We start from the raw sequence: 13726 nt of genomic DNA on the forward strand, positions 1-13726 counted from the left end.
GATCAGATCTCCTGCGGGTCGCGTTCGGCCAGGGCGACCGCGCGGAACATGGCGCGGCGCTTGTTCAGCGTTTCTTCCCACTCCAGGGCAGGCTGGGAATCTGCCACGATGCCGGCACCGGCCTGCACGTGCAGCTCGCCATCCTTGATCACCGCGGTGCGGATGGCGATGGCGGTGTCCATGTTGCCATTCCAGGCGAGATAGCCGACGGCGCCGCCGTAGACCCCACGCTTGACCGGTTCCAGCTCGTCGATAATTTCCATCGCGCGGATCTTCGGCGCACCGGACAAGGTGCCGGCCGGCAGGATGGCGCGCAGTGCGTCCATGGCGGTCAGCGGGCCCTTTAGCTGGCCCGTAACGTTGGAAACGATGTGCATGACATTCGAATAACGCTCAATAACCATCTTCTCGGTGAGCCGCACCGAACCGTTTTCGGCGACGCGGCCCACATCGTTGCGGCCCAGGTCGATCAACATCAGGTGTTCGGCCAGCTCCTTCGCATCGCTGAGCAGATCCTGCTCCAGCGCGAGGTCGGCGTCTTCCGTCGCGCCACGTGGACGCGTGCCGGCAATCGGCCGGACCGTGACCAAACCCTCTTCGACACGCACCAGCACTTCTGGCGACGAGCCCACCACGTGGAAATCGCCGAAATTGAAGAAGTACATATAAGGCGTCGGATTAAAGCAGCGCAGCGCGCGATAAAGATCGATGGGCGCAGCCTTGAACGGGATCGACATGCGCTGGGAGATGACGACCTGCATGCAGTCGCCAGCGAGGATGTAGTCCTTGATGCGATTGACGGCCTGCTCGTAGTCATCACGGCTGAAGCTTGAGCGAAACTCAGGTTCGGTGCCGGGGCCCGTTTCGAAATCCAGGCCGAGGCGTGGCGTGATGGACTGCCGCAGCTTTTCCCGAAGCGCCTGCAACGTTGCCTGTCCGGCCTCGTAGGCCTCGGGCTGGGCCGGGTCGACAAGCACGATGCAATGCAACTTGCCAGCGAGGTTATCGAAGACCACTACTGCGTCGGACACCATCAGCAGAATGTCGGGCGTACCCAGCGGATCAGGGTTGGGGCAGCTCGCCAGTTTACGCTCGACATAACGCACGCTGTCGTAGCCGAAATAGCCGACCAGGCCACCATTGAAGCGCGGCAGGCCCTCGACCGGCGCCACGCGATAGCGCTGCTGGAAGGTTTCGACGAAGGCCAGCGGGTCTTCGACCTCGCAGCGCTCCTGCTCGACGCCATCGGTGGTGACGCTCACGAGATGGTCATGCACACGCAGCACGGTGCGGCACGGCAGGCCGATGATTGAGTAGCGCCCCCACTTCTCCCCGCCCTGCACGGATTCGAGCAGGTAGGAATTGGGCGCGTCAGCGAGTTTCAGGTAGAGCGAGAGCGGTGTGTCGAAGTCGGCGATGGTTTCGAACGACAGCGGAATGCGGTTATGGCCATCAGCGGCCAAGCGCAAGAATTCTTCGCGGGTCATGTCAGCCTCGTGGTCGGAGGGAACTGCTAAGTCGGGTCGTGCAAAACATGCCGGGCGAGCCGGCAGAAAAATGTCAGGCGCGCCAGCGCCAACGGGCCAAGGCCTTGATGACATTCATCCATTGTTTGCGGGTGACCACCACGATCTGATCTCGTCTCGGCGGGTTACGGAACAGGGGCCACACTAGCGCAGCCCCGAAGGCGAAGCAACCAGCTCACGCAGGTCGTCGAGCACCAGCGCCGGCGCTTCGTTGGCGATGGGTTCGCCATGGTTGTAACCATAGGTGAGCGCAACACATGGCACGGCTGCGGCCTTGGCGGCGCGCACGTCGTTACGCGAATCGCCGACGAACAGCGACTCACCGGGCGCAACACCCGCCTTGTCCATTACCCAAAACAGCGCCGCCGGGTCGGGTTTCTGCTGAGGCAAGGTATCGCCTCCGACCAGCCAATCGAAGTAACCGGCCAGCCCCTTCTCTTCCAGCAGCGGCTCGATGAACTGCGCCGGCTTGTTGGTGACGATCGCCAGCTTCACCCCACGCGCACGCAGCCACTCCAGGCACTCGAGCACACCCGGATAGACAGTGGTCAGCTCATGGCCGCCCGCATACGCCTGTATGAACAGCGCCAGCGCCTCGTCGGTCAACTCGTCGGCGACGCCGTCATGGTTCAGCTGACCGGCCAATGCGCGACGCACCAGCACCCTAGAGCCGTTGCCGACCCAGTCGCGCACTCGGGCGACACCGGCCGGCTCGCGACCGAGTAGCATCAACATTTTGTCCACCGCGGCGGCCAGGTCTGGCACCGAATCCATCAGTGTGCCGTCCAGATCGAACATCGCCAGTCGCGGCAGCCCGCCGTCGAACAGTTTTTCTAGGCGAGTCATGGGCGCGCCAGCGCCAGCTCAGCGCGCATCTGGTCGATCACCGACTTGTAGTCCGGCTGGTTGAAGATCGCCGAGCCAGCGACAAAGGTGTCGGCGCCCGCAGCGGCGATCTCACGAATGTTCTTCGGGTTCACACCGCCATCGATCTCCAGGCGGATCTCACGGCCACTGGCGTCGATCAGCGCGCGTGCTTCACGCAGCTTGTCCAGCGTGCCGGGGATGAACTTCTGCCCGCCAAACCCCGGGTTGACGCTCATCAGCAGGACCATGTCGACCTTGTCCATCACGTACTTGAGCACGTCCAGCGGCGTGGCTGGGTTGAATACCAGGCCGGCCTTGGCGCCGCCGTCCTTGATCAGCTGCAACGAGCGATCGATGTGATCCGAGGCTTCCGGGTGGAAGGTGATGTAGCTGGCGCCGGCCTCGAGAAAGTCGCCGATCATGCGGTCCACCGGACGAACCATCAGATGCACGTCGATGGGCGCGGTGACACCGTGCTTGCGCAACGCCGAGCAGACCATCGGGCCGATGGTCAGGTTGGGCACGTAGTGGTTGTCCATCACGTCGAAGTGAACGATGTCGGCGCCGGCGGCCAGCACGTTGTCCACTTCCTCACCCAGGCGGGCGAAATTGGCGGAGAGGATGGAGGGGGCGATGGCGAACGGCTGCATGACGACCTCGGGTAGCACGGCAAGATGCCGCGCATTGTACCCGAGGGGTCCGGGTTGCGGCGCGCCTGGAAGCAGCCGGCACGCCTCGTCGCTTCAGGTCAGCTCGTCGAAGCACTCACCGATGATGGCCAGGCCGCGCTCGAGCAGCTCGTCCTCGACGGTTAGCGGCACCAGCACCCGCAGCACGTTGTAGTAGGTGCCGCAGGACAGCAGGATCAAGCCCTTCTCGCGCGCCTTGGCAACGATCTGCGACGTGAGCGCAGCAGCCGGGCGAGCATGATCGCCCTCCTCGAACAGCTCGATGGCGACCATCGCGCCGAGGCCGCGCACCTCGCCGATCTCCTTGTGCTTGGCCTGGATCGCCTTGAGGCCGGCGGTGAGCTTCTCCGCCACGGCCTTGCTGCGATCGAGCAAATGCTCCTCCTCGAAGATTTCCATGACCGCCAGTGCCGCCGCGCAGGACAGCGGGTTGCCGGCATAGGTGCCGCCCAGCCCGCCGGGCGCGATGACATCCATGATCTCGGCCTTGCCGCAAACACCGGCGATCGGGAAGCCGCCGCCGACGGATTTGGCGAATGTGGTCAGGTCGGCGACCACGCCCATCTGCTCCATGGCGAAGAAAGTGCCGGTGCGCCCGGCGCCGGTTTGCACCTCGTCGGCGATCAGCAGAATGCCATGCTCGTCGCAAAGCGCGCGCAGGCGGACCATGAACTCCTTCGGCGCGACATTGAAGCCACCCTCGCCCTGCACGGGCTCGATGATGATTGCGGCAATGTCGCGTGGCTCGGCGTCGTTCTTGAAGATGCGCTCGATACTGGCGATGGACTCGTCAACGCTGACGCCATGAATCGCGCACGGATAGAGCGCACGGAAGATGCCGCCCGGCATCAGGCCCATGCCCGCAGAATAAGGCGCGACCTTGCCGGTCAGGCCGAGGGTCATCATGGTGCGGCCGTGATAGGCGCCGGTGAAGGCGATCACGCCGGCACGGCCGGTGGCGGCGCGGGCGATCTTCACCGCGTTCTCCACCGCCTCGGAGCCAGTGGTGACGAGCAAGGTCTTCTTGGCGAAGTCGCCCGGCACCCGCGCGTTGATCTTCTCGCACAGCTCGACGTAGGGCTCATAGGCCAGCACCTGGAAGCAGGTGTGGGTGAGTTTGTGCAGCTGATCTTCAACCGCCTTGACGATCTTCGGGTGTAGGTGACCGGTATTAAGCACGGCGATGCCGCCGGCGAAATCGATGAACTCACGGCCCTCGACGTCGACCACACTGCTGTTCTTGGCGTGGTCAGCGAAGATCGGATGGATCTGGCCGACGCCACGGGGCACGGCGGCGACACGGCGTTGCATCAGGGATTCGTTGGTCTTGCTCATAAGCTCCTCGGTAGCCGCTCATCGTCGGCACGGGTCGAAATAGACGTCGGGACGTATGCGCCGCAGCATACGATGATCGACTGCGGCGCCCTTCCAGGCGTTCGGATTACAGTAGAACCGCGTGCAATATTTTGCACGCACTAGATCGCATGGCCTGACAATTAGGTGGGGCGGGCTAGCGTCCACCGCTACGTATCAACCCACGCCGCTTCAACCAAAGAAAGGCCAGCAAACCCGAACCACTGCTCCAACAACGCAGCAGAGATGGCACCATCAACCTCTCGGATTCGGCGGACTTGCCGAAAAACTTTGTAGTGCATCCGCCCTACATTGCGCCAGCGTTCGGCACGCGTGGGCGCGTCACGCAGGAGTTCACATGCCCCGCCCGCGCATCTTCATCCCAGTACTCGTTCTCCTGGCGGCCGCCACGCTGACGGCCATGGCCGCCGACGAGCCGAGCGACGAGCAGACGCCTGCGCCGGAAGCGGCACCTGCCGCACCCGCCGAACGGGCGAGCCTGCCATCGCGAAGCGAGATGATGGCCAGCGACCTGCTGCGCCAGTTGCCGGCCGGGGAAGTGATCGAGTTGAAGACCAGCACCGAGACCTTCTCCGCACTGTGGCGCCCAGCCAATGTCGGCCATCCCAAGGGCGTGCTGATATTGCTGCCAGACGACGGCGAAAGCCCCGACTGGCCACGCGGCGTCGGACCGTTGCGGCGCCAGCTCCCCGATCACGGCTGGCACACGCTGAGCCTTAGCCTGCCGGAGTCCGAACGCATTACGCCTACGACCGTCGCCCCTCGGGAAGCACCGCCAGCTGAGGTCGACTCGCCCGAAGCCGAACAGGCGTCCGGCGACGGAGACGAAGCACCGGCCGAATCACCGAGCGAGGCGGGTTATCTACCCGAGCAGACGGCTCCCCCAGCTGCGGAGCCCGCCGATGAGGGAGCCGGGCAGGACGAAGGCGAGCCATCAGAGGAAACCGCGAGCGCGCCGGCGCCGCTCGGCCGTGCAGAGCGCATCGACGCCCGTATTGACGTGGCGCTGGCGAACGCCCGCAGTGGCCAACCCAAGATGATTGTCTTGCTTGGCCAAGGCACGGGGGCTTACTGGGCCGCGCGTTACCTTGAGCAGGCAACCCCCAAAGACGTGACTCATCTGGTCATGGTTCAGCCCAAGGAGCCCGAAGGCGTCGAGGCGTCGTTGGCGCAGCGGCTCGGCACACTAAAGGTTGCGATTGGCGACTTCTATTTCCGCACGGGCAACGCTGCCAAGCCTGCTAAAGCGCGCCTAAACGAAAGCCGCCGCAGCCGGCACCCGGCCTACCAACAGGTCGGGTTGCAACCCATCGACGGGGACTACCAGGCGGAGCAGGAGCGGCTAGTGCGACGTGTGCGCGGGTGGCTCGACCGGCAGGGATGAGGCTCGCGCCAAACGACGGCTCAGCGAAAGCCGCGGCGTTCGCGGATGAGGCTGTAGGCGCTGCGCAATTCGCGGGTCCGCTCGGTCGCTTCGCGCACCTGGCTCGCACTGGCGCCTGCACCGGCCTGCTTGTCGGGATGATGCTTGCTCAGCAGGCGACGGTAGGCCTGCTTGATGACCTGCGGGTCGCTGTCGGCTCGCACGCCAAGCAGCCGCAGCGCCTGTTCGTAGGCGCCACCGACGGCGCTGGGAGCGCCCTGTCGGCGCCCGCCGCCCTGATCCAACGCTGCTACGGCAGCAGCATCCCAGCCCATCCATTTGCCCCATAGCATGATCAGCTCATGCTCGCGCGTATCCACTGCTCCCCGGGCGCGCGCCATTCGCCAGCAGGCCTGCAGCACGCCGCGTGCGTCGTCCTGCCGGCCACGCAGCTGCTGCAACGGCTCGCGCAACCCATCGCCACCCGCCTTGCCACGATAAAAGGCATCAATGGCCCCGCGTTGCTGCGAAGCCGTCAACTGCAGGCGCCGCATCTCGCCGCGCGCCGCCTGGATGTGCGCCTCGCTGATCCGGCCGCTGCTCTTCGCCAACCGCCCAAGCAGGAAGAACAGCAACTCATTACCCTGCATCACCGGCGGTCCACCGCCCAGGCGCTGCCGCAATCGCGCCCAGGAATCGAGCCCGAGGCGGCGGTCGACTACATGCCCGATGAGGCCGCCGAGCAAGGCGCCCGGGATGCTCGCCAGCCACCAGCCAGCCAGCGCCCCGAGGTAGGTGACAGGCCAGAACATCTAGCGCCGGCCCTCGATGATCCGCTCGACGTCGGCAAGACGCTCATGCGTCCCGACGTCGATCCAGCAACCGTTGAAATGCTCGCCACTGACCTGACCTTCGGCTATGGCCTGACGCAGCAGGGGGGCCAACTTGAAGGCGCCAGGCTGGCAACCCTCGAATAGGCGGGGGCTCAACACGGCGATGCCGCTGTAGGTCAGCGCCGCCTCACCGACGGCGTCCTGCACCCGCCCGTTGCTCAGTGAGAAATCCCCCGCGGGGTGGTGGGCCGGGTTGTCGACCAGCACCAGATGGGCCAGCCCCGTCATGGGCGCCTTCAGGCGGTGAAAGTCATAGTCCGTCCAGATGTCACCGTTGACCACCAGGAACGGCTCATCACCCAACAATGGCAAGGCGCGGTGAATCCCTCCGCCGGTTTCCAGTGGCTCGCCCTCCGGCGAATAGCGGATATGAACCCCCAGCGCCGCGCCGTCGCCCAGGTGGGCCTCGATCTGCTCACCGAGCCAGGCGTGGTTGATGACCAGCTCATCGAATCCCGCCTTGACGAGCGCCCGGAGGTGGTACTCGATCAGCGGAACGCCACCCGCTCGAACGAGCGGCTTGGGCGTGTGCAAGGTCAACGGGCGCAGCCGCTCGCCTTTGCCGGCGGCCAGGATCATTGCCTTCATGTCGTGCTCCGCTCGCGTGGCAAGCCCTGCAGGAGCGTGGCCAGGTCAGCCATTTCCGGCCGACGCGACATCACCTCGTCGAGGTAGGCGAAAAAGCGCGGGACGTCGCTCAGGTAGCGTGGCTTGCCGTCACGATGGCAGATGCGCGCGAAGATGCCGATGACCTTTAGATGACGTTGCGCGCCCATGAGGTCGCTGGCGCGGTGGAAGGCGTCGAAACTGTCCTGCACCGGAACACCGCGCACCCGCGCTTGTTCCCAATACGCCTGCAGCCAAGCCTGAACCCGCGCGCTCGGCCAGCTGATGAAGGCGTCCTTGAACAGCGAGGTGATGTCGTAGGTCACCGGGCCAGAGACGGCGTCCTGGAAATCCAATACACCCGGGTTTGGCTGGCTGATCATCAGGTTGCGGGGCATGTAGTCCCGATGCACCAACACCTTCGGCTGTGCCAGCGCAGCGTCGATCAGCAACCGCGAGGTACTGTCCCACAGAGCTTGCTCCGCAGCGGTGAAACGGTGGCCGATATGGCGTTGAACGTACCACTCAGGAAAGAGCTGCAGCTCGCGGCGTAGCAGGGCTTCGTCATAGGTTGGCAACCCGGCCGGAGCGGCGTTGACTTGCATCGTCAGCAGTGCCTCGATGGCATCGGCGAACAAGCCCTCGGCGTTGTGCTCGTCGATCACGTCCAGGTAGGTTTGGCGGCCGAGATCGGATAGCAGCAAAAACCCCCGGTCTAGATCGGCTGCCAGGATTTGCGGCACGTGGATGCCGGCCGCCGCAAGCGTTTCGGCAACCGCAACGAAAGGCCGGCAGTTTTCCTGTGGGGGCGGCGCATCCATCACGATGAGGCTGCGGTCCGCCGCCTGCCAACGGAAATAGCGCCGGAAACTGGCATCGCTGCTCGCCGCGACCAGCGATGCATCTGGCACCTCGCCCCATTCACGCCGGGTATACAGCTCAGTCAGTCGAGGCTCGAGCCAGGCACTCAGGTCCGCCAGGCGTTGATCATGTTGCGACATATGCACGGGTCTCCACGGCGCTAGCCGTTCAGCAGGTCATGCTTTATTATCCAGCATCTTTTTCAGACCATCGAGAGGCGTGCGGCCTAGCCCGGCCGATGGCTCGCCGCAAGCACGGACCCGAAAAACAAGATGGCAGTCAAATATCCCGCTTTTCGTAAAAAATTCCCTCTTTTGGTTACGGGTGGGCTGCTAGCACTGCAACCCGTAGCGACACCCCTGGTCTTCGCGGCAGAGCAATTCGCTTGTCAGCCAGGCGCCAATGGTAGCTGGGACTGCGCTACCGAGACGCCCGCCGAGTCGTTACCACCCCGTCCCGTGCATCCTGGCAGCGCCGCCGCCAGCCGCTCGGACGAACCTGCGACCAAAACGCGAAAGCCTGCTTCCCGCCCTGCAACCGCTAACACGACGCTGGTATCGGAAGCCCGTGGTCGCGCGCTCGCTTCGCGCAGCGCTGACTACAGTCACCTGGACTGGGTCCCGCGTGACCAACTCACTAATGCGCAGCTGGCCGAGACCGGCCCCTACTGCGCTGGTACTTATGTCGAACCGCGCCGGCCGGGACAGTTCGACAACACGCCGATGAGCGAGGCACCGACGTATGTCTCGGCCAAGGCGACGCGTTATGAACAGCAGCAGGAGGTCGCAACTCTGGCCGGCGACGTCGTTCTGCGCCAGGGCAGCATCCAGGCCGAGGCGGACGAGGCCAGCCTGTACCAGCTGGAAAATCGCGGCGAACTCCGAGGCAACGTGCGCCTGCGCGACCGGGGCGCGCTCATGGTCGGCGACCGTGCCGAACTGCTGCTCGACACCGGCGAAGCCAAGGTCGAGAACGCGGAATACGTGGTGCACCAAGGCAAAATCCGGGGCAACGCGCAGTACGCCAAACGCGAAGAAAACGCCATCATCCGCCTCAAGGACGGGACCTATACCCGCTGCGAGCCCGGCGATAACGACTGGTATTTGCAAGGCAACAACGTAACGTTGAACCCGGCCACCGGTTTCGGTTCGGCTACCAACGTGACGCTACGGGTCAAGGGCGTTCCGGTGTTCTATACACCGTACATCTATTTCCCGATCGACGATCGCCGACAGTCCGGCTTCCTCGCTCCGAGCATCAGCTCCTCCAGCGATACCGGCCTGTCGATCGTCACGCCCTACTATTTCAACCTGGCACCGAACTTCGACGCCACGCTGTATCCGAACTACATGACCGATCGCGGCCTGTTGATGGAAGGCGAATTCCGCTACCTGACGCGCAGCAGCGAAGGCCAGTTCGGCGCGGCCTACCTGGACGACAGCAACGACGACCGCAAGCTGCAGTCCGAATACGAAGACCAGCGCTGGATGTATAGCTGGCAGCATCGTACCGGTCTGGATTCGCGCTGGCTGGCCGAAGCCGACTACACGGACATCAGCGACCCCTACTATTTCCAGGATCTGGATACCAACCTCAACATCGACCAGCCGGATCACCTGGACCAGCGCGGTACCCTGACCTATCGCGCCCCAAGCTACACGGCCCGCCTGAATGTGCATGCCTACGAGCGTGCCACGATCGCCGACGTCACACCTTACGAGCGGCTGCCGCAATTGACGCTCGACGGCGCCCTGCCCTCCCAGCCAGGTGGCGTGCGCTTTGCCTACAACACCGAATTCGTCAGCTTTCAGCGCAGCCTGCGCAGCGGCAACTACATCAACGACGATGGTATTGCCGAAGAATGGTATGACGAAAACATCAAAGGCATTAATAGGGCGGAAGGTGAGCGTTTGCATCTGGAGCCGGGCGTGAGCCTGCCGCTCGACTGGAGCTGGGGTTTCATCAAGCCGTCACTCAAATACGCCTACACCAAGTACGACCTGACGCTCGACAATAAGGGTCGTAGCGAAGTTACCGATTTCGACGACTCACCTGATCGCAGTATCCCGATCGCCAGCGTCGATGCCGGCCTGTATTTCGATCGCGACGCCAACTGGTTCGGCCAGGATTACCGCCAGACGCTCGAGCCGCGGCTGTTCTATCTCTATGTACCCTACGAGGACCAGAGCGATATCCCGGTCTTCGATACCGGCGAAAGCACCTTCAGCTATGCCTCGCTGTGGCGGGAAAACCGCTTCTCCGGCAAGGACCGCATCGGCGACGCCAATCAGGTATCGCTGGGCGTAACCAATCGCTGGATCCAGCCGAACGGCATGGAGCGCCAGCGCTTCAGCATCGGCCAGATCTACTATTTCCGTGATCGCAAGGTCCAGTTGCCGAACCTGGAAGATCGCCCCGGCTCGACCTCCGATGTGTCGCCCTATGCGCTGGAATACATGTTCCGCTTCAACCGGGACTGGCGCTTCACCTCGACCTTCAACTGGGACCCGAACGAAGGCCGCACCCGCTCGGGCAGTGCCATGTTCCACTACCAGCCGGCAGACAACCCGAACAAGATCCTCAACGTTGGCTACCGCTACCGCAACGACACCGTGCGTTTCGACCAGGCGACCGGCGAATGGACCTACGAGCCTGATTTCGGCCGGGAAGGTGCTGAAAACTTCATCGAGGATTATTACAAGATCAACCAGCACGACATCTCCGCGATCTGGCCAATCGTGCCGCAGTGGAGCGTGATCGGTCGCTGGCAGCACGATTACAGCCGCAACCGCACGCTCGAGGCCTATGGCGGCTTCGAGTACGACAGCTGTTGCTGGAAGCTGCGCCTGATCAATCGCTACTGGATCGACTACGACGAGACCAGTCTTAACCCATCGCAGAACGACGAGCCAGACAATGGCATCTTCCTGCAAATCGTCCTCAAGGGACTCGGCGGCGTGTTCGGCAGCTCGACCGAGACGTTCCTCGAGGAAGGCATACAAGGCTATCGTGAACGTGAAGACCAAGCTTTCTGATTTTGTGCGCCCCTTGCTGCTGGGCGCTTTGCTCCTGGGTAACGCCTCGATCGCGACCAGTGTCTCGGCAGAGGTACGTCCGCTGGACCGCATCGTTGCCATCGTCGATAACGACGTGATCATGCAGAGCCAGTTGGATCAGCGCATGGAAGAGGTCCTCCAGACCATCGAAAAGCGCGGCGCGCAGATGCCGCCAACCGCGGAGATGGAACAGCAGGTACTCGAACGCCTAATCACTGAGAACCTGCAACTGCAGATCGGCGAGCGCTCCGGCATTCGTATCTCGGACGAAGAGCTCAACCAGGCCATGGGCACCATTGCCCAGCGCAACAACATGACCCTCGAACAGTTCCGCGCCGCGCTCGAGCGTGACGGCCTCAGCCTGGAAACCGCGCGCGAGCAGATCCGCCGTGAGATGGTGATCAGCCGGGTTCGCCAGCGCCGCATCGCCGAGCGGGTGCAGGTTTCGAATCAGGAGGTCCAGAATTTCCTCGCATCGGACCTGGGCAAGCTGCAGCTATCCGAAGAGTACCGCCTGGCCAACATCCTGATCCCGGTTGCCGACTCGGCCGATTCAGCTGCCATCCAGGCCGCGGAGCGGACCGCGAAGGACACCTATCAGCAACTGCAGAATGGCGCTGACTTCGCTCAGCTTGCCGTAACCCGATCAGCGAGCGAGAACGCGTTGGAAGGCGGCGACATGGGCTGGCGCAAAGCGGCGCAGCTGCCACCGCCTTTCGATAGCCAAGTTCGGGAAATGTCGGTCGGTGAAGTCACCCAGCCCGTGCGCACGCCACCAGGTTTCATCCTGCTCAAGGTACTCGACAAGCGCGGCGGCGAAACCCAGGTGCGGGACGAAGTTCATGTCCGCCACATACTGATCAAGCCCAGCCAGATCCGCAGCGAGGAAGAGAGCCGCCGCCTGATCGAGCGCCTGCGCGAGCGCATCCTGGCTGGCGAGAGCTTTGCTGATCTGGCGAAAAGCTTTTCGGAAGATCCGGGCTCGGCACTCAACGGCGGCGACCTCAATTGGATCGACCCCAGTTCGCTGGTTCCTGAATTCCGTGAAGTGATGGCCAACATCCCCAGCGGCCAATTGTCCGAACCCTTCAAAACCCCTTATGGCTGGCACATTCTCGAAGTGCTGGGCCGTCGTGCAACCGATGCCAGCGAGGAGTTCCGCGAGCAGCAGGCGCTGAATCTCCTGCGTAACCGCAAATACGAGGAAGAGTTGCAGGCCTGGCTGCGCCAGATCCGAGACGAAGCCTACGTGGAAATCAAAATCTGATCGATCGAGCCAGAGCAGCTCGACACCAGCCACCCGAACGGGCCTGCCAAATTGGCCGGCCCGTTTTTCATTGAGGCGACGACCATGGTGAAACGCTTTGCGCTGACTCCCGGAGAACCTGCTGGCATTGGGCCCGACCTGTGCCTGCTAATAGCCCGCGAGGCTCACCCACATTCGCTTGTCGCGGTCGCCAGCGAAGATCTTCTGCAAGCACGTGCCGAAGCACTCGGCCTGGATATCGACCTGATCACAGTCGGTCCGGGGCGTTGGCCGAACCGCCCCGCGGCGGCTGGCGCGCTCTATGTCTGGGATACGCCCTTACCCAGGGTGGCGGTACCCGGCCAGCTGGATACGGCCAATGCCGCCTATGTCCTGGAGACACTGTCGCGTGCCGGCCGCGGCTGCCTGGACGGTACCTTCGCCGGGATGATTACCGCCCCGGTGCACAAGGGTGTCATCAACGACGGAGGCATGGCGTTCTCCGGACACACTGAGTTTCTTGCCGAGCTGACCGGGACGGAGCAGGTCGTGATGATGCTGGCGACCCGCGGTCTGCGGGTTGCGCTAGTCACCACCCACCTGCCGCTTAAGGACGTCGTCACCGCGATCACCACGGATCGACTGCAGCGAGTCACGCGCATTCTGCACAAGGACTTGGTCGAAAAGTTCGGCGTCAGTCACCCACGCATCCTGGTCTGCGGGCTCAACCCGCACGCTGGTGAAGGAGGCCACTTAGGGCGCGAGGAAATCGAAGTGATCGAGCCGACATTAGAGGCCTTGCGCGCCGAAGGCATCGACCTCATCGGCCCCCTACCAGCCGACACCCTCTTTACCCCCAAACACCTCGAGGCGTGCGATGCCGTGTTGGCCATGTATCACGACCAGGGCTTACCGGTCCTCAAGTACAAGGGCTTTGGCGCGGCCGTGAACGTTACCTTGGGGCTACCCATCGTGCGGACATCGGTCGACCACGGCACCGCACTTGATCTAGCCGGAACCGGGCGGATCGACACCGGTAGTCTCACGGTCGCTCTGGAAACGGCCTATCAAATGGCGCGGTAGTGTCCAGCAGACGATTCGATTGAGCCTTCACCGTATCGACAGGCTGGCAAGCAGCACGCCGCTACCGACGGGCATTTAGTCGTCGCTGCCGCCATGGGCTGTTAAAATGCGTGCCTTTTCGCTTTCAGCTTCAAGCTTCAGGCTTCGAGCTGCCCCCTGGAG

General features: G+C 63.4%; 11 protein-coding genes. 4 read left to right on the forward strand and 7 right to left on the reverse strand.

Annotation, left to right across the window (positions count from 1 at the left end; translation table 11 throughout):
- Positions 1 to 2: 2 nt before the first annotated feature.
- From trpE to gabT, 4 genes are all read right to left on the reverse strand, one after another.
- Positions 3 to 1487 (reverse strand): anthranilate synthase component I, encoded by a 1485-nt coding sequence (trpE, locus tag M1D78_RS18120; protein ID WP_437421357.1) that lies wholly within the window; start codon positions 1485 to 1487, stop codon positions 3 to 5.
- Between the two features lie 183 nt (positions 1488 to 1670).
- The gene (locus M1D78_RS18125) at positions 1671 to 2372 is read right to left on the reverse strand and encodes a phosphoglycolate phosphatase (RefSeq protein WP_437421358.1); all 702 of its coding nucleotides are present in this window, start codon (positions 2370 to 2372) and stop codon (positions 1671 to 1673) included.
- Positions 2369 to 3043: a ribulose-phosphate 3-epimerase gene (rpe, locus tag M1D78_RS18130; RefSeq protein ID WP_437421359.1), complete on the reverse strand. Its 675-nt coding sequence runs from the start codon at positions 3041 to 3043 to the stop codon at positions 2369 to 2371. The genes M1D78_RS18125 and rpe overlap by 4 nt, the downstream gene beginning before the upstream one ends.
- Before the next feature lie 93 nt (positions 3044 to 3136).
- A complete protein-coding gene (gabT, locus tag M1D78_RS18135) occupies positions 3137 to 4417 on the reverse strand; it encodes a 4-aminobutyrate--2-oxoglutarate transaminase (protein ID WP_437421360.1) in 1281 nt (426 codons plus the stop codon).
- Positions 4418 to 4793: 376 nt separating this feature from the next.
- Here gabT and M1D78_RS18140 point away from each other — a divergent pair, with 376 nt between their 5' ends.
- Positions 4794 to 5840 (forward strand): DUF3530 family protein, encoded by a 1047-nt coding sequence (locus M1D78_RS18140; protein WP_437421361.1) that lies wholly within the window; start codon positions 4794 to 4796, stop codon positions 5838 to 5840.
- A 20-nt stretch (positions 5841 to 5860) separates the two neighbouring features.
- Here the strand turns inward: M1D78_RS18140 and M1D78_RS18145 are convergent, their stop codons facing one another.
- Genes M1D78_RS18145 through M1D78_RS18155 form a run of 3 tightly spaced genes read right to left on the reverse strand, consistent with a single transcriptional unit; the run spans position 5861 to position 8319 of the window.
- On the reverse strand, positions 5861 to 6631 hold the full coding sequence (locus M1D78_RS18145; protein ID WP_437421362.1) for a DnaJ domain-containing protein: 771 nt from the start codon (positions 6629 to 6631) through the stop codon (positions 5861 to 5863).
- Entirely contained in the window at positions 6632 to 7300 is a 669-nt protein-coding gene (gene murU, locus M1D78_RS18150) for an N-acetylmuramate alpha-1-phosphate uridylyltransferase MurU (RefSeq protein ID WP_437421363.1), read from the reverse strand.
- Positions 7297 to 8319 carry an aminoglycoside phosphotransferase family protein gene (locus tag M1D78_RS18155; protein ID WP_437421364.1) on the reverse strand — a complete coding sequence of 341 codons (1023 nt, stop codon included), beginning with the start codon at positions 8317 to 8319 and terminating at the stop codon, positions 7297 to 7299. Before M1D78_RS18155 ends, murU begins: the two co-directional genes overlap by 4 nt.
- 132 nt (positions 8320 to 8451) lie before the next feature.
- Here M1D78_RS18155 and M1D78_RS18160 point away from each other — a divergent pair, with 132 nt between their 5' ends.
- From M1D78_RS18160 to pdxA, 3 genes are all read left to right on the forward strand, one after another.
- Entirely contained in the window at positions 8452 to 11214 is a 2763-nt protein-coding gene (locus M1D78_RS18160) for an LPS-assembly protein LptD (RefSeq protein ID WP_437421365.1), read from the forward strand.
- Positions 11195 to 12502: a peptidylprolyl isomerase gene (locus M1D78_RS18165; RefSeq protein WP_437421366.1), complete on the forward strand. Its 1308-nt coding sequence runs from the start codon at positions 11195 to 11197 to the stop codon at positions 12500 to 12502. Before M1D78_RS18160 ends, M1D78_RS18165 begins: the two co-directional genes overlap by 20 nt.
- An 84-nt stretch (positions 12503 to 12586) precedes the next feature.
- On the forward strand, positions 12587 to 13564 hold the full coding sequence (gene pdxA, locus M1D78_RS18170) for a 4-hydroxythreonine-4-phosphate dehydrogenase PdxA (protein WP_437421367.1): 978 nt from the start codon (positions 12587 to 12589) through the stop codon (positions 13562 to 13564).
- Positions 13565 to 13726 lie beyond the last annotated feature (162 nt).

This window comes from Pseudomonas sp. SA195, from assembly GCF_054131565.1.